Source organism: Lysobacter enzymogenes (genome assembly GCF_017355525.1).
GTDB classification, from domain to species: domain Bacteria; phylum Pseudomonadota; class Gammaproteobacteria; order Xanthomonadales; family Xanthomonadaceae; genus Lysobacter; species Lysobacter enzymogenes_C.
Window position 1 is genome coordinate 4646725 of the sequence record NZ_CP067395.1, and the last position, 23478, is coordinate 4670202.

Here is a 23478-nt window from a genome sequence, read left to right on the forward strand (position 1 = left end):
GCAGTGGGTCATTCTTACACGCGATTTTTCGCGCGGATGTCTTGCGCGGAAAAATATTTGCGCTGCTGCTGCGCGAGGTTGAGGCGTAAAACGCAGAACAAATCGAGCAACGGACACGTTGTCGGCGATCGATGTCCGATGACGTTGCGACGCGCGCGAGGAACTGCGCGCGCGCTCACGTTAATCGCGAGAGCGAACGTGAGCGTCGGTGAGCGAAGCGCTGTGCGTCGGCGCGAGTTCCACCGTCGCGCGCAAGCCGCTGCGATGCGGCGAGGCCTCCAGCGCGAGCGAGCCGCCGTGCAGCGCGGCGATTTCGCGCGCGATCGCCAGGCCCAGGCCGCTGCCTTCCGAGTCGGCGCGGCTGCCGCGGCAGAAGCGTTCGACCACGCGCTCGCGTTCGCTCTCGGGGATGCCGGGGCCGTCGTCGGTGACGGTCAGCCGCAACGCGTCGCCGCGGCGTTGCGCTTCGACCTCGATGCGGCCGCCGGGCGGGGTGTAGCGGATCGCGTTGTCGATCAGGTTGGCCAGCAGCTCGTGCAGAAGCTGGCGGTCGGCGTGCAGGCGCGGCAGGTCGGCGGCGATGGCGACCTGCAGTTCGATGCGCTTGGCCAGCGCCGCCGGGACCAGCGCGGCGACCGCGTCTTCGACCAGTTCGGCCGGGTCGAGTTCGGCGAAGCTCAGCGCGTCGGCGCGGCCGAGCTCGGCGCGGCTCAGGCTCAACAGCTGGGTGGCCAGACGCGACAGGCGCAGGGTCGCCGCGTCCATCTGCGCCAGCAGCGCGCGCAGCGCCTCGCCGTCGGGCGCGCGCTGGGCCAGTTCGGCCTGGGTGCGCAGCACCGCGATCGGCGTGCGCAGCTGATGGGTGGCGTCGGCGACGAAGTTGCGCTGCATCGACAGGGTGTGCGCCAGCCGCGCCATCAGTTCGTTGATGACGTGCACCTGCTGTTGCACTTCCGACGGCAGCCCGCGTTCGTCGAGCGGGCTGAGGTCTTCGTGGGTGCGGCGGGCGATGGCGTCGCGCACGCGGTTCAGCGGCGCGATGCCGCGGCCGACGCCGTACCAGACCAGGAACACGATGCCGGCCAGGAACAGCAGCTGCGAGCCGAGCATGTACACCATCATCTCGCGCGCCAGGTTCTTGCGCTTGTGCAAGGTCTCGGCGACGCGCACGTACACCGCCAGGCTGCCGTCGCCGCGCATGCGGTACTGCACCAGCCGCAGCGGCGCGCCGTCGGCGTCGTCGAGATAGAAGCGCACGCGCGGCGCGGCTTGGCCGCGTTCGGGCGGCGGCGGCAGCGCGCGGTTGCCGGCGAGCTGGCGCCCGCTCGGATCGGTGACGCTGAAATAGATCTGGTCGAATTCGTCGAATTCGAGCATGCGCAGCGCCGGCGCCGGCAGGTTGACCGTGGCGCTGCCGCGTTCGACCCGCACTTGCCCGGCCAGGGTGCGCGCGGTGTCCTCCAGCGCCCAGTCGTAGACCCGGCCGACGAAGTGCTGGGCGACCGCGTAGGTGCCGAAGATCCAGGCCAGGGTCAGCGCCGCGGTCGACGGCAGCAGCCACAGCAGCAGGCGCTGGCGCAGCGACAGGCGTTCAAGCATCGCCGCGGCCGTCGCCGGAAGGGTCGGCGCCGTCGGCGCCGGGCGCTTCCAGCAGATAGCCCAGGCCGTGGATGGTGCGGATCTGCACGCCGTGCGCCTGCAGCTTCTTGCGCAGGCGGTGCACGTAGACTTCGATCGCGTTGACGCTGACTTCCTCGCCCCAGTCGCTGAGGCGCTGGGCCAGGCGGTTCTTGATCGCGACTTGCCCGGCGCGCTGCATCAGCGCCTCCAGCAGCGCCAGCTCGCGCACCGACAAGTTCAGGCGCTGGCCGTGCGCGCGCGCGCTGCGGCCGGCCGGGTCCAGGCTCAACGGGCCGAGGGTGAGTTCGGTCAGGCCGCCGGCGGCGCGGCGGATCATCGCCGCGACCCGCGCTTCCAACTCGCGCAAGGCGAACGGCTTGACCAGATAGTCGTCGGCGCCGGCGGTGAGGCCGGTCACGCGTTCGTCGATGCTGTCGCGCGCGGTCAGCACCAGCACCGGCGTGCGGTCCTGGCGCTGGCGCGCGCGGCGCAGCACGTCCAGGCCGTCCAGGTCGGGCAGGCCCAGGTCGAGCACGACCAGTTCGTAGTCGCCGGCGGCGAGCGCGGCGTCGGCGGCGGTGCCGTCGCCGACCGCGTCGACGCCGTAGCCGGCCTGACGCAGCGCTTCCAGCACGGTCGCGCGCAGCGCGTCGTCGTCTTCGACGAGCAGGATCCTCATCGGGGGTTGCGTCCGTTTCGCGAAAAAGTCGCGTCAGTCGTTGCGATATGCGGCTGCCGCGTGGGGACGCAAGCATCGCAGGAATCTCCGCCGCACGCATGAATCCTCGGTGTAAGGACTTCGTAAGCCGGCGGTTTCTATCCTGCGCGCCGCGAAACGACTGCCGGGGCGTTGGAGTGCCGATGGATATGCGGATGAAGCAGACGAAACCGCTCGCAGCGCTGCGGCGCGATCCCTCGCGCTGGGTCGCGGGCGCGGCGCTGGCCGCGGCGATAGCGCTGTCGCTGTCGGGTTGCGGCGGCGACGAGGCGCGCGCCGATACGCGCGCCGATACGCGCGAAGGCGCGGCGCCGGCGGTGGTCGGCAGCGAGTACGTGAAGGTCGAGGCCGTAAGCGCGGGTTCCGCCGTCGCCGGCGCCGCCTTGCCCGGGCGCGTCGCGTTCCGCCCGCAGGGACTGACCGCGGTCGGCAGCCCGGTGACCGCGCGCGTGGTCTCGGTCGAAGTGCGTCCCGGCCAGAGCGTGAGCGCCGGCGCGCCGCTGCTGACCTTGCAGAGCGCCGACGCCGCGTCGGCCAAGGCCTCGCTGGCGCAGGCGCGCGCGCAGACCGCGCTGGCGCAGGACGCGTTGCGGCGCCAGAACGAAATGCTCGACAAGGGCGTGGGCCTGGAGGTGGAACGCTTTCAGGCCCAGGTCGCGCTGCGCGAAGCCAGCGCCGAACTCGAACGCGCCGAACGCGCGGCGAACCTGCTCGGCCGCGGCGCCGGCGACCGCTTCGTCCTGCGCGCCCCCGCCGCCGGCGTGGTGCTGTCGGTGCATGCCAACGCCGGCGCGGTGGTCGCCGCCGACGGCGCGGCGCTGGTGGAAGTCGGCGACCCGTCCCGCCTTTGGGTGGTGGCGGATGTTCCGGAAAGCGAAGCCGCCGCGATCCGCGCCGGCGCCGCTGCGCGCATCCGCCTGCCCGGCGCGGGCGGCGACTACGCCGCCAGCGTCGACGGCGTCGGCCCGCTGGTCGACGGCGATCTGCGCCGCTTGCCGCTGTATCTGACCTTCAGCGGCGCGCGCCCGCCCGCGTTGACGCCGGGCGCGCTGGTCGAAGTGCGCCTGGATGCGGTCGCCGACGCCGCGCTGAGCGTTCCGGTCGCCGCGGTGCTGATCAAGGGCGGCAGCCAGCGCGTGGTCTACGTGCAGCGCAGCGACGGCCGCTTCGAACCGCGCGCGGTGCGCACCGGCGCCTCGCGCGGCGGCCGGGTGAGCCTGCTCGACGGCGTGCGCGCCGGCGACAAGGTGGTGGTCGAAGGCGCCTTGCTGCTCGACAGCCAGGCCGAACAGTTGCTCTGAGGCGCCCATGCTGAATCGCATTATCGAAGCCTGCGTGCACCGGCGCGTAGCGATCCTGGTGATGACCGCGATCGTCGCCCTGTTCGGCGTGCGCGCCTATCTGCAAACGCCGATCGAGGCCTATCCCGACGTCACCAACGTGCAGGTCCAGGTCATCACCCAGATGCCGGGCTACGCCGCCGAGGAGATCGAGCGGCAGGTCACGGTGCCGCTGGAGCGCGCGCTCAACGGCACGCCGGGAATGACGCTGCTGCGCAGCGAGAGCCTGTTCGGGCTGTCGTTGGTGACCTTGATCTTCGACGACGACGTGGATGCGTTTTCGACCCGGATGCTGGTCGGGCAGCGGATGGCGCAGGCCGATTTGCCTCAGGGCGTCGTGCCGGACCTGGCTCCGGAGGCGACGCCGCTGGGGAAGATATACCGCTTTCGGTTGGTCAGCGACCGCGCCGACCTCTACCAACTGCGTTCGGAAATGCAGTGGAACGTCACCCGCGTGCTGCGCCAGGTCCAGGGCGTGGCCGACGTGGTCCCGTTCGGCGGCTATCTGAAGGAACTGCAGGTCGAAGCCGATCCGGCCAAGCTCTACGGCGCCGGCCTGAGCCTCGGCGATCTGGAAGATGCGATCAAGAAGGCCAACCTCAACGTCGGCGGCGGCTTCCTGCGCCACGGCGATCAGGAACTGACCATCCGCGGCGTCGGCTTCATCGAATCGGTCGAGGACATCAAGTCGATTCCGCTGAAGAACCGCGCCGGCACCGCGCTGACGGTCGGCGACGTGGCCAGCATCAAGCTCGCCGCGACCCCGCGCCGCGGCTCGGTCGCCTACAACGATCAACAAGAAGTGGTCGAAGGCCTGGTGCTGATGCGCCGCGGCGAGAATCCCTCGCGCGTGCTCGACGGCGTCCACCAGAAGGTCGCCGAGCTCAACGGCAAGATCCTGCCCGAGGGCATGAAGATCGTCGCCTCGCACGATCGCAGCGTGCTGGTCGGCCACACGCTGTCGACCGTGCACGACAACCTGCTGCACGGCTTCATCCTGGTGGTGGCGATCGTCTGGCTGTTCATGCGCTCGATCACCGGCTCGGCCGTGGTCGCGGTGGTGATTCCGCTGTCGTTGCTGGTCGCGTTCATCGGCCTGCATTTCCTCGGCCTGCCGGCGAACCTGATTTCGATGGGCGCGATCGATTTCGGCATCCTGGTCGACGGCGCGGTGGTGCTGGTGGAGAACGTGATCCACGCGATACGCCACGAGCGGCCGCCGAACCGCAAGGCGCTGATCGCGCTGGTGATCCGCTCGGCCACCGCGGTCGGCCGTCCGACCTTCTTCGCGATGCTGATCATCATCGCCGCGCTGCTGCCGGTGTTCACCTTGCAATCGGTGGAAGGGCGCATCTTCCGCCCGCTGGCGCTGACGTATGCCTTCGCCTTGCTCGGCGCGCTGGTGTTCTCGCTGACGGTGGTGCCGGCGCTGTGCGCGCTGCTGTTCAAGCCCGAGCACGCCAAGCTGGTCGAACCGGCGTGGATCTCCAGGATGCGCGACGGCTACAAGCGCTTGCTCGGTTCGCTGATGCAGCGCCGTGCGCTCGCGCTGGGGTTCGCTGCGGTGCTGCTGGTCGCCGGCGGCCTAGCCACCGCGCGGCTCGGCTCGGAGTTCCTGCCCGAACTCGACGAAGGCGACATCTTCGTGTTCGCCGAAATGCCGGCCAGCGTGTCGATGGAGAAAGGCCAGCAACTGCTGATGGAGGTGCACAAGCGGGTCATGGCGTTCCCGGAAGTCGCCGCGGTGCACACCGAGCACGGCCGGCCCGAGGACGGCACCGACAACGAAGGCGTCAACATGCTCAAGACCTTCGTCAGCCTCAAGCCCGACAAACAATGGCGCGCGGGCTGGGACAAGCCGCGGCTGATCCAGGCCATGCGCGATTCGCTCGAACGCATCCCCGGCGTGCGCTTCAATTTCTCCCAGCCGATCAAGGACAGCGTCGAGGAAGCGGTCAGCGGCGTGCGCGGCAAGGTGGTGCTGAAGATCTTCGGCCCTGACCTGGAACGCATGCGCGACACCCTGCGCCAGGCCAAGACGCTGTTGCAGGACGTGCCCGGCGTGACCGAGCTGGACTTGTACCGCGACGTGTCCAGCCCGCAGCTGCGCATCCGCCTGGACCGCGCGGCGCTGGCGCGCGCCGGCATTCCGATCGAAACCGCCGCGGCCACGGTCGAAACCGCGCTCGCCGGCCGCGTGGTCACCGATTACTGGGAAGGCGAGCGTCCGGTGCCGGTGCGGCTGCTGCTGCCCAAGCCCAACCGCGACGACGAGGACAAGATCGCCGACCTCACCGTGCCGGCGCCCGGCGGGGCGCAGATTCCGCTGCGCCAACTGGCCAAGATCGAAGTCGGAACCGGCGTGGCCTCGATCGTGCGCGAAGGCAACATCCGCTTCCTGGCGCTGAAGTTCAACGTCGAGGGCCGCGACATGGGCTCCACGGTCAAGGACGCCATCGCCACCATCGAGGCCAAGCTCAAGCCGCCGGCCGGGCATTATTTCGTCTGGGGCGGCGAGTTCGAGAACCAGGCGCGCGCCGCGCAGCGGCTCAAGCTGGTGGTGCCGGTGGCGATCGTGCTGGTGCTGGTGCTGCTGTACGCGGCGATGAACTCCGGCCGCAGCGCGCTGGCGATCATGGCGACGATGCCGTTCGCGCTGACCGGCGGCGCGTTCGCGCTGTTGCTGGCCGGCATTCCTTTGTCGGTCAGCGCGGCGATCGGCTTCATCGCCTTGCTCGGACAGGTCTCGCTGATGGGCGTGCTGGTGCTGTCGGCGGCCGAGGACCGGCGCCGCGCCGGCGAAGACTTGTTGCCGGCGTTGCTAGAAGGCGCGGCCGATCGCTTGCGCCCGGTATTGATGGCTTCGCTGCTGGCCTTGTTCGGCCTGTTGCCGATGGCGCTGTCGAGCGGCATGGGCAGCGAGACCCAGCGCCCGTTCGCGCTGGTCGTGGTCGGCGGCATGACCACGACCTTGCTGGTCGCGCTGTTCGTGCTGCCGGCTGTGTACAGCCTGATCGCGGCCAAGCGCCTGCAAACGCCGGAGGAGGCCGACGCATGAAGTGGCGATTCGTTTTGAGCCTGACGATGCTCGTCGTTGCCGCGCCGGCGACGGCGGCCGAACAGCCGCCCGAGTCGGTCGATTTGCCGGCGGTGCTGACCCTGGCGCGCGGCGCCAGCCCGCGCCTGGAGCTGGAGCGCAAGCAGATCGCGCTGGCGCAGGCCGAGCGCACCACCGCCGGCGCGTATCCCAACCCGAGCCTGAGCTTCGAGCGCGCGCGCCAGCCCGGCGAGCTGACCAACTTCTCCAGCAAAGTCGCCCGGCAATGGTCGGTGCAGCAGCAGATCCTGCTGCCGGGACAACGCTCCTCGCGCGTCCGCGCGGCCGATCTCGGCGTCGACGCGGCGCGCAGCCGCTTGACCGCGACCGGCAACGATCTCACCGCCGACGCCGGCACGGCCTATGTCGAACTGCTGCAGGCGCAGAACAAACGCGTCGCGCTGGAACAGGGCATGGCCGATCTCGACCGCTTGCGCGGCATCGTCGCCGGCCGCCAGTCCGTAGGCATGGCCAGCCGCTACGACGTGTTGCGGGTCGATATCGAACTGGCCGACTGGCGCACCCAGTTGGCCGAAGCGCAGGCCGACCTGATCGATCGCCAGGGCCAGCTCGCCGGTTTGCTCGGTTTTCCGGGCTGGCGTCCGCACGGCGAAGGCGAGCTGCGCCCGTTGCCGATCGCGGCGACGCCGGCAGCCTCCACCGGCGACAGCCCGGCGGTGATCGCCTCGCGCAAGGAAGAAGCGGCGGCGCTGGCGAAGGTCGACGCGGCGCGCCGCGACCGGCTGCCGAATTTCTCCGTCAACGGCGGCCGGTTCTGGACTACCCAGCCTTACGGCCAAACCTATTCGCTCGGCTTCGAGATCGAAGTGCCGTTGTTCGACACCCGCCGCGGCGCCTATCAGCAGGCGCGCGCGCAGGCCGAGTCGGCGAGCCTGCAACGCACCCTGACCGAAGCGCAGTCCAATGCCGACGTGGAACGCTACCGCGCCCAGGTCGAGCAGCGCAGCGCCGCGCTGGCGCAGTTCGAACAGCAGCTCGCGCCGCGCCTGCCGCAGTTGCAGGCGATGGCCGACGACGCGTACCGGCTCGGCCGCAGTTCGGTGCTGGAGCTGATCGACGCGACCCGGATGCGCTACCAGACGTCGCTGAGCCGCGACGAACTGGTCGCGAACCTGATGGAAGCGCAGCTGCGCCTGCAAGCCGCGCGCGGCGAGTTCGCGCAGGCGCGGCCGTGAGCGGGCGGCGGCGCAGGATCGATGCGCGCGCGGCGCGCGGCCTGGTCTGGGACGTCCTGTATCTGGCGCTGTGCGCGACGGTGCTGGCCGGCTGCGTCTCGGCGCCGCGCGATGGCACGTTCTCGTCGTGGTGGCGCAAGCCGGTGCTGGCGGTGATGCCGGCCGCCGGGTTGGACGCCGGCGTCGACCGGCGCTGCCTGTCCGGCGACGAAGCGAAGGTCGCGGTGGTCGCGTTCCGGGTCGGGCGGGTGCCGGCGTACCGGCAGGCGTTCGCGCTGCCGTCCGCCACCGCGCTGCGCGAAGGCGATGCGGTGTGGGTGCGGCCGCGGACCTGCGAACTGGATGCGGTCGGCGCGCAGCGCTGAGCCCGCGCTCAGGACTGCAACGCCGGCCGCAATCCGCCATCGCCGCACGCGCGCGGCGCGCGCGGGAACGCCAGCGCGATCGCCGCGGCCGCCAGGCCGACCAGCATCGAACCGACATACAGCCAGGTGTAGCTGCCGTAGCGGTCGTACAGCCAGCCGCCGACGACCGGCCCCAGCGCCATGCCGAGGCTCGACAGCAGGGTCGCCGCGCCGAGCACGCCGCCGAGGATGCGCGGGTCGAACGCGTCGCGCGCGAGCGAGGCGTACAAGGGCATGGTGCCGCCGTAGGCCATGCCGAACACCAGCGCCACCGCGTAGAAACCGTCGAGCTGGTTCACCGCCAGATAGCTCACCGCGGCGACCGCTTGCAGCAACAGGCCGCCGACCAGGATGCGCTTGGCGCCGTAGCGGTCGGCGAGGGTGCCGAACAACAGGCGCCCACCGAGCCCGGCCGCGCCTTCCATGCTGTAGATGGTGACCGCGGCGGTCACCGGCAGGCCGCAGCCGATGGCGTAGCTGACGGTGTGGAAGATCGGCCCGGAGTGCGCGGCGCAGCAGGCGAAGTAGGCCGCGCCCAGCACGATGAAGGGGCGCGAACGCAGCGCCCGCGCCATCGTCGCCGGCGCGCCGCCATCGGCATCGCCGGCGGCGACGCGCGGCGCCGGCCGCTGCGCGTTCGGCGCGGCGCGCACGAACCACACCGCCGGCAAGGTCAGCGCCCACGCCAGCACGCCGACGATCAGCAAGGTGGTGCGCCAGTCGTAGCGGCTGATCAGCCACGCCACCAGCGGCGACAAGGTCATCGGCGCGACGCCGACGCCGGCGGAGACCAGCGAGATCGCGAGGTTGCGCCGGCGTTCGAACGCCGCCGCGGTGGCGGCGATCACCGGCGCGAAGAACGCCGCCGCGGCCGCGCCGAGCAGCACGCCGTAGGCCAACTGGAACTGCAGCAGGCTGCCGGCGCGGCTGGCCAGCACGCAGGCCAGCCCGAGCAGCAGCGCGCCGGCGAAGGCGACCGCGCGCGGCCCGATCCGGTCGCTGAGCAGGCCCCAGCCGAACCCGGCCACGCCCATGCTGAGGAAGGCCAGGGTCATCGCCGCCGACAGTCCGGCGCGCGACCAACCGGTCGCCGCGCCCATCGGCCCCAGCAACACCGCCAGCGCGAACACCGCGCCGGCGGCGACGCAGCCGAGCACGGCGCCGGCGGCGACCAGGGACCAGTTGCGGTCGAGCGGAGCGGCGGCAGAGTCGTTCATGCGGACATTCCCGTGGGACTTACCTGAGCGACGAACGGGGCCGCGCGAAATCGACGGGTGCGGACCGACATTCGCCGGATCGACATTCGCCGGATCGACGGGCGGCCCGCGCCAGCCTCGCGCACCCTGGCACCGCCGCGCGTGCGCCTGTGTGAACGAGCCGTAAGCTCTGTGAGCCTGCCGCTGCGCGGGCGCATGCCAGAATCGGCCTTCCTTTCGCTGCGGCGCGCGTGTCCCTATGGAATGGCTTTCCGACCCGACCATCTGGATGGGTCTGGCGACCCTGGTGGTGCTGGAGATCGTCCTCGGCATCGACAACCTGGTCTTCATCGCCATCCTCGCCGACAAGCTGCCGCCGCATCAGCGCGACAAGGCGCGGGTGATCGGACTGAGCCTGGCGCTGGTGATGCGGCTGGCGTTGCTGGCGACGCTGTCGTGGATCATGCGCCTGACCGCGCCGCTGTTCTCGCTGTTCGGCCACCCCTTCTCCGGCCGCGACCTGATCCTGCTCGGCGGCGGCCTGTTCCTGCTGTTCAAGGCGACGATGGAATTGCACGAACGCCTGGAACCGCCGGCCGAGCATGGCGCCGGCGGCAAGGCCTACGCCGCGTTCGGGCTGGTGGTGCTGCAGATCGTGGTGCTGGACGCGGTGTTCTCGCTCGACTCGGTGATCACCGCGGTCGGCATGGTCGACGAGTTGGGGGTGATGTTCGCCGCGGTGATCGTCGCGATGGCGGTGATGCTGCTGGCGAGCAAGCCGCTGACCCGTTTCGTCGGCCGCCACCCGACCGTGGTGGTGCTGTGCCTGGGCTTCCTGCTGATGATCGGCTTCAGCCTGGTCGCCGAGGGCCTGGGCTTCAAGATTCCCAAGGGGTATCTGTACGCGGCGATCGCGTTCTCGATTCTGATCGAGAGCTTCAACCAGTGGTCGCAGGCCAACCGCGATCGCCACGCGCGCCGGCTGCCGTTCCGCCAGCGCACCGCCGAAGCGGTGACGCGGCTGCTCGGGGCGCGGCCCGGCGGCGAGCACGCGCAGGCCGAGCGCGCGGGCGCCGCGGCGGCCGCGGCCGAGCCGGGGCTGGAGGCGGCCGAGCACGACATGATCCGCAGCGTGCTGACCCTGGCCGAGCGCTCGGTCGCCAGCGTCATGACGGTGCGCGCCGACATCCAGTGGATCGACGCGCGGCGCGGGCCGGAACACGCGGCGCAGCGTTTGATCGCCACGCCGCACACGCGCCTGCTGGTGTGCGACGGCGAACTCGACGATCTGCAGGGCGTGGTCGCCAGCCGCGACCTGCTCGCCGGCGTGCTGGCGGGCCGCCCGCTGGCGCTGGCCGAACACCTGCGCGAGCCGCTGACCCTGCCCGAGTCGAGCACCGCGTTGCGCGCGCTGGAGCGCATCCGCGAGCACCCGATCGCGCTGGCGGTGGTGGTCAACGAATACGGCGGCGTCGAAGGCCTGGTCACCGCCAACGACCTGCTCGCGGCCATCGCCGGCGACCTGGTCGACACCCGCGACGCCGATTTCGGCATCGAGCGCGGCGAGGACGGCGCCTGGATCGTCGACGCCTCGATCTCGCTGGAAGACCTGTTCCGCGCCACCGGCATCGCGCTGGAGCGGCAGGCCTCCTATGTCAGCGTGACCGGCCTGTTCCTGCACCGGCTCGAACGCCTGCCGGCGGTCGGCGACCGCGTGCGCAGCGGCGGCTGGGAGCTGGAGGCGCTGAGCCTGGAACGCCGCCGGGTCGGCCGCGCGCGGCTGACGCCGGTCTGAGCGGCCGAGCGGCGCGGCGCGCTGTGCCGAGGAGAAAAGCGATGTCCGTCACGCCGGCGCGGCGAGCCACCGCGACGGCGCGCACGGCTTGCAATAGACCGATTCCGCACAAGCCTGCGCCGGATCGGCGAATCCGTCTGCGAATCAAGTCCTTAGCGGGCGCGTCCTGAGCCGGAAAGGCATCGATCGCGCATTCATCCGACACACATATTGCGCTGCAGCGTGCAGTCGCCGAATTCGCCTGCTTAGTCTAACGGCCGTTTCAATTCCGGTATTCAATCTGCGAGTTGGAGCAAACTCTCGGGTCGTCAGGCAGCGCCGCGCAAGGATTCCGGCCATGAACAGTCCCCGCGCCAATTCGAGCGATACCCGCCGGCGCCTGCTCGAGGCGGCCGAGGCGCTGTTCATTCGCCACGGCTACGAGGGCATGCTGCTGCGCCAGATCACCAGCGAGGCCAAGGTCAACCTGGCCGCGGTGAACTACCACTTCGGCAGCAAGGAAGCGCTGGTGCAGGAGCTGCTGTCCTCGCGCCTGGACCGGCTCAACCAGGAGCGCCTGCAACTGCTCGCGCTGTGCGAGGAACGCTTCGGCGCGCAGGCCCTGGACGCGCCGACGGTGCTGAGCATCCTGTTCGTGCCGGCGGTGCGGCTCAGCCGCGACAGCGCCGGCGGCATTTCCTTCATGCGCCTGCTCGGGCGCGTCTACAGCGATCCCTCGCCGTTCGTGCGCGGCTTCCTGTACGAGCATTACCAGCCGATCTACGAGCGCTTCTTCGAAGCCTTCGCGCGCGCGCTGCCCCACCAGTCGCGCAACGAGCTCGGCACCCGCCTGCATTTCGCGCTGAAGGCGCTGTCGGGCGTGCTGGCCGGCGAAAACATGGACGAACTGATCGCGGCGATCTGCGTCGGCGAGGCGGTCAGCGATTCGCTGATGCTCGGCCGGCTGGTCGCCTTCGTCTCACCGTTGTTGACCGCGCCGTTCGACAATCTGACCCAGGTCCGCCACGTCGAACAGGTCATGGGCCTGGCGCCGGCCGCGGCGCTCGGGGCGGATGCGACCCTGCGCACGGAGCGCGACAGCGGGCGCAAGCCGCGCGGGATTCTGCCGTTGTGGGCCGAAAAGGTGGTGGGCGCATGAACGCAGGCGTCAGGATGCACGCGTGCGGGCCCGCGCCCGGCGCAGCAAGGGCAGGGGGCGCCCCGACGCCGCGGCCTTAGGGCGGCGGCCGCGAGGCGAAGCAAGTGCGCTACCGGAACCGCCGCCCGCAGTTGCGGCGCGGACGCCCGCCGAGGCGTCCCGCCGCGTCGCCGGCGTCGGCGCCGTCGAACCGGCCGTCGCGTGGGGCGGCGCCGTGCCATCGTTTAGGGAAGGAAGCGCAATGACCGATCCGGCGTCATGGCCGCATGAGTCCGCATCGCTCGCCGATTACGGGGAGGACGGCGCCGCGCAATGGAACAACGTGTCCCTGCGCTACCGCCTGCCCCTGCGCGGCTTCTTTTCCAAGCGGGTCAAGGACGCGGCCGAGGTCGAGGACCTGACCCAGGAGGTGTTCCTGCACCTGATCCGGCGCGCCCGCGGCGGGCCGATCGAGCACGTCGAGCAGTACGTGTTCCAGGTCGCCGCCAACACCCTGCGCGACTGGGGCCGGCGCCGCCGGGCCCGCAACCAGGACGCGCACGAGTCCTTCGACGCCGAAGTGCACGATCCGGCTACGGATATTTCGCCCGAGCGCGTCTTACTGGGTAAGGAGCAGGTCGAACTGGTGGCCGCGGCCCTGCGCGGGCTGCCGGAACGGACCCGCGACGTGTTCGTGCTGCGGGTCATGGAGAAGAAGAAATATGCGGAAATCGCGGCGATGATGGCCATCTCCGTGCGCTCGGCCGAGAAGCACATGGCCAAGGCCCTGGCGCAACTGGGAGGCATCGTCGATGGATGTGCAGGGCAGGAGTGAGCGCCGCGCCAGGCCCTTAGGGGCGGGCGCGACCTGTGCGTTCGAACGCGTTCGGCCTGAGCGGGCCGTCACGGATCGGAACATCGGTCGCGCGACGCAGTCGCGGCGCATCGGCCGGAGTTCGTGGAGAGGTCACACCCGATGAAATGCAAAATCGCGCTGGTGCGGGACGGGTCGGCGGAACCCGGATCGCGGAGCATCGACGAGGACGCGGCGCGCTGGAGCGAGATCCTGCGCGACCGCGACGACGCGACGATGCGGGAAGCGTTCCACGCCTGGCAGGCGCAATCGCCGCAGCACGCGCAGGCCTATGCGCGCGCCGACGCGGCGCGCCGGCTGGCCGAAATGCTGGCCGACGAGCCGCAGATGCAGGCGCTGCGCCGCGACACCCTCGGCCGGGTCGCGCGCGAGGGCGCGCAGCGCCGGCGCCGCCAGCGCGGCGGCTGGGCCATCGCCGCTTCGGTGGCGGTGTTCGGCCTGCTCGGCGCGATCGGCCTGAACCTCGGCGGTTCCTGGAAGGTCGTCGACGACGCGCGCGACGCGCTCGCCGGCAACGTCTACCAGACCGGCGTCGGCCAGCGCGAAAGCTTCGTCCTCGCCGACGGTTCCACCATCACCCTCAACACCGACAGCCGGGTCAGCACGCATTACCGCGACGGCCTGCGCGCGGTCACGCTGGAGCGCGGCCAGGCCTTGTTCAAGGTGGCCAAGGACCGCACCCGGCCGTTCGTGGTCAGCGCCGGCGGCCGTCAGGTCACCGCGTTGGGCACCGAGTTCGATGTCTATCTGTCCTCGCGCGCGTTCGAAGTCACCTTGCTCGAAGGCCGGGTCACGGTGACCCGCGCCGCCAAGGCCGCCGCCGCGGCCAGCGCCAAGGCCGCCGCGGGCGCGGCGGCGCTGGCCGAGCTGCGCCCGGGCGAGCAGTTCGTCGCCGCGGCCAAGGCCGCGCCGCAGGTGCGCGCGGCCGACGTGCGCCGGGTGGTCAGCTGGCGCAACGGCCAGATCGTGTTCGAGAACGAGCGCCTGAGCGACGCGGTGGCCGAGATCAACCGCTATTCGCAGCGCAAGATCGTGCTGGCCGATGCGCACCTGGCCTCGCTCAAGATCAGCGGCGCGTTCAACACCGGCGACACCGGCACCTTCGTCGAAGCCTTGACCGACTACTTTCCGATCGAGCGCGACACGCTCGCCAACGACGACATCGTGCTCAAGCCGCGCGCGCCGGACGCGCCGCTGCGCGGCTGATCGCGTCGTCCTTGCGGCCGCGGATTCGCCGCGGCCGCTTTGCGGAAACCTCGAATCCCTATCTTGGGCAGCGCCGCCGCTGCGGCGCGCGCTGCCGGCGTGCGCGTTGTCGCCGCGCGCCTCGCTGCGGGCGAACGCGACGACTGTTGCAGCGCAAAACAAAACTCGCCGGTACAACAAGTTGCGCCGCGAATTAAATCCCGTTGCGAGGTTCGGGTTTCGTGCGGCCGCGCGTCTGTACCTAAGTAACCAGGTCGCGGGCACACGCGGCCGGCCATCCGAAAGAGGGGAGAACGAATGCAATTGCGAGTTCAGAAACACTCGTTGCTGGGCGCATCGCGGCGCGCCGTGTTGTTCCTCGCGCTGCTGCCGTGCATGGCGGCGTATGCCGGCGAGCGCTCGTCGGCGAGCGCGCGCTTCGACATCGCGCCGCAGCGCCTCGACACCGCCCTGTCCGAGTACGCGCGCCAGAGCGGAACGCAATTGCTGTACGCGCCGGAACTCGCCGCGGGCAAGACCGCGCGCGCGGTGCGCGGCGAAAAGAGCAACCGCCAGGCGCTGGAGGAACTGCTCGACGGCACCGGCCTGAGCTACGCCACCAACGCGTCCGGCGCGATCCTGATCAGCAATTCCGCCAGCGCCGCCGCTGCCGGCGCCAGCGCGCCCGCCGCCGAGGAGAAGCAGGGAAACGCGCAAGAGGTCGCCGAGACGCAGCCGGCGGCGGCCTCCCCGCAAGCGCAAGACGACCAACAGGCGCCGGTAGCGACCGCAAGCCCCGCTAGGAATCCCAACGCGACCACCCTCGACACCATCGTGGTGACCGCGCAGAAGAAGGTCGAGAACATCCAGAAGGTGCCGATCGCGATCAGCGCGTTCGGCGGCAAGGACCTGGGCGACCGCAAGATCGAAACCGGCGGCGACTTGGTCACCGCCACGCCCAACGTGACCTTCTCCAAGACCAACTTCGCCAGCTACAACTTCCAGATCCGCGGCATCGGCACCCAGGCGCTGTCGGTGACCACCGACCCGGCGGTGGCGGTGAGCTTCAACAGCACGCCGCTGATCCGCAACCGCCTGTTCGAGCAGGAATACCTCGACGTCGAGCGGGTCGAAGTGCTGCGCGGCCCGCAGGGCACGCTGTACGGCCGCAACGCGACCGCCGGCGTGGTCAACATGATCCCGAACCTGGCCAACCCCGACGGTTACGAGGCCAACGTCAAGGGCGAGATCGGCAACTACGACACCCGCCGCGTGACCGGCATGGTCAACGTGCCGCTGACCGATGCCTTCGCCTTCCGCCTGGCCGGCCAGTACACCAAGCGCGACGGCTTCGACCACAACGAGGTGACCGGACGCGACGTCAACGACCGCGACCTGCTGTCGACCCGCCTGTCGTTCGCGTTCAAGCCCAGCGAGAAGTTCGACGCCAGCCTGGTGTGGGAACACTTCCAGGAAGACGACCGCCGCGCGCGCACCGGCAAGCAGCTGTGCCACAACGATCCCGGCCCGCTCGCGTTCGGCAGCACCACGGTGTCGGCGATCGACCGCAACTACATGAGCCAGGGCTGCAAGGACGGCTCGCTGTACAACGACGGCGCGTTCGGCGTTCCCAACGGCGCCAGCATCCCGTTCGTGCTCGGCGCGCAGAGCACCGGCATCGGCTACATCCTGGATCCGGACGGCAACTTCCTCGACATCGCCTCGATGATCCCGCGCGGGTTCGATCCCTACAAAGGCGTGACCCAGTCGCGCGACCTGCGCAAGATCGCGACCTCCTACGATCCCAAGTTCGAGGCCAGCAACGACGTCTTCCAGTTCAACCTCGGCGCCGACGTCGGCGAGCACCTGCGCTTCGTCTCGCAGACCCTGTACACCCGCGACAAGTACTACTCGACCCAGGACTACGGCCGCTTCCAGTCCAACCCGATCTTCACCAACACCTCCAACGGCGTGTCGGTGTTCGGCCCGGACGGTCCGGAGCCGGCGTACAACGCGTTCCCGGACGGCAAGTACTGCGATCCGCAGCTGGGCTGCTCGGACCGCCTGCTGATCGCCGACCTGGTGGATTCCAAGAGCAGCCAGTGGTCGCAGGAGTTCCGCCTGCAATCCTCGTTCGACGGCCCGTTCAATTTCAGCGTCGGCGCCAACTACCTGGAATACAAGGTCGACGAAAGCTATTACGTGTTCGGCAACGTGATCACCGCGCTGGCCGACCTGTTCTTCAACGGCAACGGCGCCGGCAGCCGTCCGGGCAGCTGCTCGCCGGGCGCCACGCGCCTGGATCCCAACACCGGGCAGATCATTCCCTGCGTCTACATCGATCCCAATCCGCTGGGCTCGATCAACGGCCAGGGCCACAACTACTTCCGCAGCCGCAACCTCGCCGAGACCAAGTCGGCGGCGATCTTCGGCGAAGGCTACTGGCAGCTGCGCGACAATCTGCGCCTGACCGCCGGCGTGCGCTTCACCAACGACCGCAAGACCACCACGCCGTATCCGACCCAGACCCTGTTGGCCGATTCCACCGGCACCGCCGGCGTGCCGCAGCTGTTCGGCGGCTACGTGGGCTACGGCTATCCGGCGCTGCCGAAGATACGCCAGACCTGGAACGAGCCGACCGGCCGGCTGGTGCTGGACTGGTCGCCGGACCTGTCGTGGACCGACAGCACGATGTTCTATGCCTCGGCCTCGCGCGGCTACAAGGCCGGCGGCACCAACTCGCCGGGCATCGGCGCCAACCCGATGGCGCTGAGCTTCGAGCAGCGCAGCCCCGAGTTCAAGCCGGAGTACGTCAACGCGTTCGAAGTCGGCATGAAGAACGTCATGGCCGGCGGCCGCTTCGTCCTCAACGGCACGCTGTTCTACAACGACTACAAGGACTATCAGGTCTCGCAGATCCAGGACCGCGCCACCCTCAACGAGAACTTCGACGCCAAGACCTGGGGCGCCGAGCTCGAAGCGGTGTGGAAGCCGACCGACGCGTTCCAGCTCAGCGGCAACGTCGGCCTGCTGCGCACCCGGATCGGTTCGAACCAGTACTCCATCGACGTGATGGACCGCACCGCCGGCAACGCCGACTGGGTGGTGGTCAAGCCGTGGCTGCAACTGGCTTCGAACTGCATCGCGCCGAAGGAACTGGTCAAGGCGGTGCTCGACGCGACCTATCCGCTCGACCCGCCGTTCAACAACGCCGCCAACATCCTCAACAGCTTCTGCTCGACCAACCTGCCGCTCAACGGCGCCGGCTTCTCGCCGGGCGGCCCGTACGACGGCCTGTACGGCTTCACCTACGACCCGGCCAAGGACGCGCCCAACGGCGGCGCCGGCTTCGCCAAGAACGTCGGCGGCAACGAATTGCCGAACGCGCCGCACATCACCGCCAGCCTGAGCCCGCAGTACACCTTCATGACCGGCAAGGGCGACTTCACCGTGCGCGCGGACCTGTACTACCAGGGCCCGAGCTGGGCGCGCATCTACCAAGACAAGATCGACCGCCTGCACGACTGGGGCAACGTCAACGTCTCGGTGACCTGGCGCGACATCGAGAGCGATCTGGCGATCCAGCTGTACGTCAAGAACGCGCTCGGCGGCAAGGCGATCACCGGCACCTTCATGAACAGCGACGACACCGGTTTGACCAGCAACGTGTTCATCCAGGACCCGCGCATCATCGGCTTGACCGTGAGCAAGGGCTTCTTCTGATCCAAAACGTCGCCGCCCGCGCGCGCGGGCGGCGGTCGGCAATCGCCTGAACGCTGCAGACAGGCACCGCAGCTCCCAGGCAGCGCAGCCACGGCGCCGCTCCATCCGTGACAGTCCCGCGCGGGCCCGCACGCCCGCCCAACTCGACGCCTCACAGGAGATACACGCAATGTCCAAGCTCAAGCATTCGATCCTCGCCCTGGTTTCGGCCGCCGCGATCTGCGGTGCCACCTCCGCCTCCGCGGCTTCGTTCGAACTGTGGAACGGTTCGGCCTGGGTCAACAGCGGCTCCGTCACCTTCACCGGCCCGACCACCGCCAGCTACATCGGCAACAGCCTGCCGTGCACGGCGAACTTCAGCGTCAGCGTCAGCGGCGGCGTCGCCGTCGTAACCGGCGCCTCGTTCACCGGTTCGTCGGCCTGCAACGGCATCGTCGCCTCGAACTTCAACTGGGGCATGACCCCGGGCGCCGCCGGCGGCTACACCGGCGCCAACCCGCCGTTCACCGGCGCGCCGACCCTGACCGGGCCGCTGTCGAGCGTGAGCATCTCCGGCATCCGCATCTTCCTGCCGGCGCCGCTCAACGTGACCTGCCCGAGCACGACCGGTTCGGGGACCATCAACGGCGTGCTGGAGTCCTCCGGCTCGGGTTCGAACCGCTTCGTGTTCAAGGGCGCGCTGGGCCCGTGCTCGGTGCAGACCCAGAACGGCGGCGGGCTCTCGCCGAGCACTCCGGTCCGGGTGATCTGATCGGCTGACACTCAGCCCACACCGGCCGCGTCCGGCGCGGGCCGGCGCCCGTCGCGCTTCATGCGTGGCGCGAACGGGCGACCGGCCCGGCGATACGCCGGACGCGGCAATCGGCCGAGACGGACTTCGGCGCAGGGGAGGAGCTTTTCCTCCCCTTTTTGTCCATGCGCCCCGGCCGCACCAAACTTTCAGGAGGATTCGAGAATGCGCAAGACTCCGCTACGCACGGCCGCACTGGCGGCGGCGCTGACGCTCATCGGCGCGTCGGCGGCCCAAGCCGGCACGCCGTCGGGCCCGTATGCGATGTTCAAGTTCTGCCCGTACACCAACCCGTCGGTCGGCAGCTGCGTGCTCAACACCACCACCTCGGGCACGCTCAAGATCGGCAGCACCACCATGCCGATCGACAAGCCCATCGTCATGCAGGGCGGCATCGAGAGCCTCGGCCCGTCGCCGTTCTACGCCGCGGTCGGCGGACCGACGCTGCAGGCGCCGCCGGCCAAGGTGCCGGGCGGGCTGCTCGGCATCGTCAACCCGGCGCCGAACTGGCCCGGCCCGCTGTGGACCGCGTTCTGGGCTATCGTCGGCGCGGTCAACGACGTCAGCGCGACGATCGAACCGGTGCAGGCGGTGCAGACCAACTTCGGCAACGCGCTGTATCCGCCGACCGACGGCAGCGACCCGACCGTCGCCCGCCTGGCGGTGCGCGTGCATCTGCAGAACCCGTTCCTGGGCGGCAGCTGCTACATCGGTTCGGCGCAGGATCCGATCGTGCTGAAGCTGCAGACCGGCACCACCGCGCCGCCGCCGCCGAACCTGCCGATCTCCGGCAATCCGGGCAACGCGTACACGGTATGGACCGACGAGCCGAACTTCATCGGTTATCTGCAGGTCGACGGCAACACCCTGGTCGACAACTCCTTCGCTGTGCCCAAGGCCAGCGGCTGCGGCAATATCGCCCTGGGCCTGCCGATCCTGACCCCGCTGCTCGACGCGCTGGTGTCCGGTGCGGTCAACCTCAAGGTCGGCCTGCCGGCGGCCGCCGGCACCAACACCGCGATCATGAGCGGCAAGTCCTCGATCGCGGCCGCGCAGTACGTACTGGACAGCGAGCAGTAAGGACCATTGGCGACGACTCAGCGAACCGTGCGCGTTGCGGATGAGGGGCGGGACGCATGACCCGCTCCGATTCCGCCCCGCTCAAACGCGTGCGGACCGTGGCGGCCATTGCCCTCGCTTTGGCCGCATTCGTCGCCGTGTACCTCATGGGCCGCCATCAGGGACGAACGGCGGCCCATGAGGAAGCGCAGGGTCCGGTCGCCGCCGAAGGACGGGCGGCGACCGCCACCCTTGCGCCGGCCGCGCGCGCCGACACCGGCGCCGCGCTGCCGCCGCCGGGCGCCGCGCTCAAGCGCGCTTACGCGGGCTTGCAGGCGCGCAGCGATGCCGGCGATCTCGCCGCCGCGACCCGGCTCTACCGCGATCTCAGCCAATGCCGCCGCTACGCGCGGATGGAACGCGAGGTGCGGCGTTATTCCGACGAACTGCTGGCCGCGCGCGACGACGCCGGCAACGCCCAGCAGCGACAGAACCTGCGCGCCGGCCTGGAAGCGGCCGAGACCAACGAGCGCTCGCTCGAAGCCCTGCGCGCGCAATGCGAGGGCGTCGACGCGGCGATGCTCGGCGCGTTGACGCCGAATCTGCAAAAAGCCGCGTTGCTCGGCGAACCCTATGCGCGCGCCTGCTATCTGGCGCGCGGCCCGGGCGTCGACGCGGCCGGTCTGCTCGACCATCCCGAACGCTTGAGCGCTTACCGCGGCAACGCCCGCGCGCTGATCGAACGCGGCATCGCCGACGGCGACTGGCGCGTGCTCGATCAACTGCGCGGCGCCTACGAACCCGGCGCCGACAGCCTGCTCGCCGCCGCCGTTGGCAAGGACCCTGCGCAACGCTACCGTTACCTCAAGCTGTTCCGGCTCGGCGCGCCGCCGCAACCGGGCGTCACCGACGAGGACCTGGCGATGGCCGCGGCCAAGCTCAACCCGACCCAGCTCGCCGACGCCGAGGCGTGGGCGTCGCGCACCTTCAACCAGAACTTCCACGGCCGCGCCATCGACGCCGACGGCCCGCTGTGGGATCCGTGCGTGTTTCCGTCGCCATGACCTTCCAGCCGAGCTCCGCCGCATGAAGCGCAGCCTGTGGATCGGCGCCGGCCTGATCGCCGTAGCGGCCGCGGTGACCGGCGCCTATTACGCCGGCCGCGCCGGCGCCGATGCGGCGCGCCGCGATCTGCGCATCCAGGCGCTGGCCGAAGACCCGGCCGTCGCCGGCGACGCTGCGGCCACCGCCGCCGCGGTCCCGGTCAAAGGCGGCGCGCTGCCCGCGCCGGGCACGCCGCTGAAAGACAACTTCGCCCGCCTGCAAGCCAGCGCCAACGCCGGCGACGCCGCCGCGGCGACCCGCCTGGTCCGCGACCTGGACCGTTGCAACCGCCTGCGCAGCAGCCAATGGCGCAACGCCGGCGCGACCGAGGAACTCACCCGCCGCTCGACCGAAGGCATGAGCGCGGCGCAGCTGCGCACCTATCAGGCCTTGCTCGACGCGATGGAGCTGCGCCAGCAGCGCGCGCAGCAGGAGCAGGCGATGTGCGCCGGCGTCGGCGACGCCATGCTCGCCAGCCTGGTCGGCAACATCGCCCAGGCCGCCCGGCTCGGCGACGAGCAGGCGCGCGCCTGCTATCTCGAACGCGGCCCGCTGTACGACGCGCGCAGCCTGATCCGCCGTCCCGACGCGCTGCGCGGCTATCGCGCCGCGGCGACGCAGCTGGTCGAGGCCGGCCTCGCCGCCGGCGACTGGCGCGTGGTCGACCTGCTGCAACAGGCCTACGAACCCGGCTCGACGAGCCTGCTCGGCGGTTTGCTCGGCGCCGATCCGGTCCAGCACTACCGCTACCTCAAGCTGTACCGGCTCGGCGCCGAGTCGCACCGCGCGCAGCAGCTCGACCAGCAACTGGCCGCGGTCGCCGCCGGCCTCGCCCCGGCCCAGATCGCCGAGGCCGACGCCTGGGCGCAGAACACCCTCGACGCCGGCTTCAAGGGCCGCTCCACCGACGGCACGCCGCCGGGGTGGGAGGCCTGCGACTTCTAGCGCGCGACGCGCTGCGAGGTCCGGCAAGCGCAAAAAACAACCTGGGTTTCGGCGTGCGCCGGAATGACGCGGAGGCGGTTTCGCCCACTTCCCCGTCATTCCGGCGCACGCCTGAGCCCGTTTCGCTGTTGCCGTCGCCGTCGCCGCCCGCCCGCGCTGCGGACCTGCGCAGCCATTGCAGCCCGGCGCGACAGCGCCTTCAGGCCGGCCGCTCGTGCCGGGCGACTGAGCAATACCTGTAAAAACTGCAACAAACATCACATAAAAAAACGGCTATAGTGTGACCAATGTCAATATTTGACCGGGCGCGGCGCCAATTGGCGTTTTAGCGGCCCCGGCCAGCCAGGGGAGCGGAACTCGCATGCAGCGAACCACGATCGACATGTTGCTGGGGCGGTTGGAAACGGCCCCGCACGGCGAAGGCGCCACCGCGGCGCTGCTGGACGCCGAGCTGCAACGCTGCTGGCAACGGGTCCCGGGCATGCGCGCGCTGTGCGTCTCCACCGCCGACGGCCGCGCCCTGGCCGAACGCATCGACGGCGGCGCCGACGCGCGCCGGATCGCGGCGATGGCCAACTCCTTCCTGACCCTCGGCGAGACCCTGGCCGGCGAAATGCAGCTCAGCCAGGCCGACTACGCCACCGTCTGCACCGCCCGCGGCAACCTGGTGCTGTTCCGCGTCCACGCCGCCAAGCCGCTGACCCTGCTGGCGCTGGCCGGCTCCGACACGCTGCTGGCCGCGCTGCTGGTGGCCGCGCGCGAATGCGCCGCGCGCATCGGCGCGGCGCTGCGCGACCCCGCGCCCGTCCGACCCTAGTTGTCCCGCCGCCCGACCGCCGACCCGCCGCGGCGGGCCGGCGCGCGGCCGCGGCATCCCCCCGCAAGGCCTCAGCCGTATCCCACACGCATCAAGGAGCTCGAGATGTCGAAGTTGCAACTGGACGAACTCAACACCCTGGCCGGCTTCGTCGGCGCCGCCCTGGTCGACAGCGACAGCGGCATGGCGCTGGCCGCGATCGGCGGCGGCGGCATCGACCTGGAAGTGGCCGCCGCCGGCAATTCCGAAGTGGTCCGCTCCAAGCGCCGCGTCGCCCAGCAGCTCGGCCTCAACGACACCATCGAGGACATCCTGATCAGCCTCGGCAAGCAGTACCACCTGATCCGCCCGCTGGAGAGCAACCCGACGCTGTTCCTGTACGTGGTGCTCGACCGCGGCCGCGCCAACCTGGCGATGGCCCGCCACGAGCTCAAGGCGTTCGAGAAGACCCTCGACTTCAAGTGAGCGGACTTCAAGTGATCGGACCGCAGCGATGAG

General features: G+C 70.3%; 18 protein-coding genes. 15 read left to right on the top strand and 3 right to left on the bottom strand.

Annotation, left to right across the window (positions count from 1 at the left end):
* Positions 1–180: 180 nt before the first annotated feature.
* Both JHW38_RS19640 and JHW38_RS19645 read right to left on the bottom strand, forming a co-directional pair.
* Positions 181–1599: a sensor histidine kinase N-terminal domain-containing protein gene (locus JHW38_RS19640; protein ID WP_207523001.1), complete on the bottom strand. Its 1419-nt coding sequence runs from the start codon at positions 1597–1599 to the stop codon at positions 181–183.
* Entirely contained in the window at positions 1592–2299 is a 708-nt protein-coding gene (locus JHW38_RS19645; RefSeq protein WP_207523002.1) for a response regulator, read from the bottom strand. Before JHW38_RS19645 ends, JHW38_RS19640 begins: the two co-directional genes overlap by 8 nt.
* Positions 2300–2493: 194 nt before the next feature.
* Between JHW38_RS19645 and JHW38_RS19650 the strand changes: the two genes are divergently transcribed.
* Genes JHW38_RS19650 through JHW38_RS19665 form a run of 4 tightly spaced genes read left to right on the top strand, consistent with a single transcriptional unit; the run spans position 2494 to position 8336 of the window.
* Positions 2494–3639, top strand: a complete 1146-nt coding sequence (locus tag JHW38_RS19650; protein WP_207523003.1) for an efflux RND transporter periplasmic adaptor subunit — start codon at positions 2494–2496, stop codon at positions 3637–3639.
* Between the two features lie 7 nt (positions 3640–3646).
* Entirely contained in the window at positions 3647–6736 is a 3090-nt protein-coding gene (locus tag JHW38_RS19655; RefSeq protein WP_207523004.1) for an efflux RND transporter permease subunit, read from the top strand.
* Positions 6733–7971: a TolC family protein gene (locus tag JHW38_RS19660; protein WP_207523005.1), complete on the top strand. Its 1239-nt coding sequence runs from the start codon at positions 6733–6735 to the stop codon at positions 7969–7971. Before JHW38_RS19655 ends, JHW38_RS19660 begins: the two co-directional genes overlap by 4 nt.
* Positions 7968–8336: a hypothetical protein gene (locus JHW38_RS19665; RefSeq protein WP_207523006.1), complete on the top strand. Its 369-nt coding sequence runs from the start codon at positions 7968–7970 to the stop codon at positions 8334–8336. The genes JHW38_RS19660 and JHW38_RS19665 overlap by 4 nt, the downstream gene beginning before the upstream one ends.
* 8 nt (positions 8337–8344) lie before the next feature.
* On the opposite strand, the gene JHW38_RS19670 is transcribed toward JHW38_RS19665, so the two are convergent.
* Positions 8345–9592, bottom strand: coding sequence for an MFS transporter (locus JHW38_RS19670; protein ID WP_207523007.1), 1248 nt, complete (start codon positions 9590–9592; stop codon positions 8345–8347).
* 238 nt (positions 9593–9830) lie between these two features.
* On the opposite strand from JHW38_RS19670, the gene JHW38_RS19675 reads away from it, so the two are divergent.
* The 11 genes from JHW38_RS19675 to JHW38_RS19725 all read left to right on the top strand — a co-directional run bounded on the left by JHW38_RS19675 (position 9831) and on the right by JHW38_RS19725 (position 23445).
* Positions 9831–11366 carry a TerC family protein gene (locus JHW38_RS19675; RefSeq protein WP_207523008.1) on the top strand — a complete coding sequence of 512 codons (1536 nt, stop codon included), beginning with the start codon at positions 9831–9833 and terminating at the stop codon, positions 11364–11366.
* A gap of 337 nt (positions 11367–11703) precedes the next feature.
* Positions 11704–12504 (top strand): TetR/AcrR family transcriptional regulator, encoded by an 801-nt coding sequence (locus JHW38_RS19680; RefSeq protein WP_207523009.1) that lies wholly within the window; start codon positions 11704–11706, stop codon positions 12502–12504.
* Between the two features lie 241 nt (positions 12505–12745).
* Complete coding sequence (locus tag JHW38_RS19685) at positions 12746–13318, top strand: RNA polymerase sigma factor (RefSeq protein ID WP_207523010.1); 573 nt, start codon at positions 12746–12748, stop codon at positions 13316–13318.
* Positions 13319–13459: 141 nt separating this feature from the next.
* Positions 13460–14563, top strand: coding sequence for a FecR family protein (locus tag JHW38_RS19690; RefSeq protein ID WP_207523011.1), 1104 nt, complete (start codon positions 13460–13462; stop codon positions 14561–14563).
* 297 nt (positions 14564–14860) lie between these two features.
* Positions 14861–18265 carry a TonB-dependent receptor domain-containing protein gene (locus JHW38_RS19695; protein ID WP_207523012.1) on the top strand — a complete coding sequence of 1135 codons (3405 nt, stop codon included), beginning with the start codon at positions 14861–14863 and terminating at the stop codon, positions 18263–18265.
* A gap of 169 nt (positions 18266–18434) precedes the next feature.
* Positions 18435–19016, top strand: a complete 582-nt coding sequence (locus JHW38_RS19700; RefSeq protein ID WP_207523013.1) for a hypothetical protein — start codon at positions 18435–18437, stop codon at positions 19014–19016.
* A gap of 204 nt (positions 19017–19220) precedes the next feature.
* Positions 19221–20135 (top strand): hypothetical protein, encoded by a 915-nt coding sequence (locus JHW38_RS19705; RefSeq protein ID WP_207523014.1) that lies wholly within the window; start codon positions 19221–19223, stop codon positions 20133–20135.
* Between the two features lie 98 nt (positions 20136–20233).
* Positions 20234–21178 (top strand): hypothetical protein, encoded by a 945-nt coding sequence (locus JHW38_RS19710; RefSeq protein ID WP_207523015.1) that lies wholly within the window; start codon positions 20234–20236, stop codon positions 21176–21178.
* 22 nt (positions 21179–21200) lie between these two features.
* A complete protein-coding gene (locus JHW38_RS19715; protein ID WP_207523016.1) occupies positions 21201–22163 on the top strand; it encodes a hypothetical protein in 963 nt (320 codons plus the stop codon).
* Between the two features lie 361 nt (positions 22164–22524).
* On the top strand, positions 22525–22980 hold the full coding sequence (locus JHW38_RS19720) for a roadblock/LC7 domain-containing protein (protein WP_207523017.1): 456 nt from the start codon (positions 22525–22527) through the stop codon (positions 22978–22980).
* 105 nt (positions 22981–23085) lie between these two features.
* The gene (locus JHW38_RS19725; protein WP_207523018.1) at positions 23086–23445 is read left to right on the top strand and encodes a roadblock/LC7 domain-containing protein; all 360 of its coding nucleotides are present in this window, start codon (positions 23086–23088) and stop codon (positions 23443–23445) included.
* Positions 23446–23478: the final 33 nt, after the last annotated feature.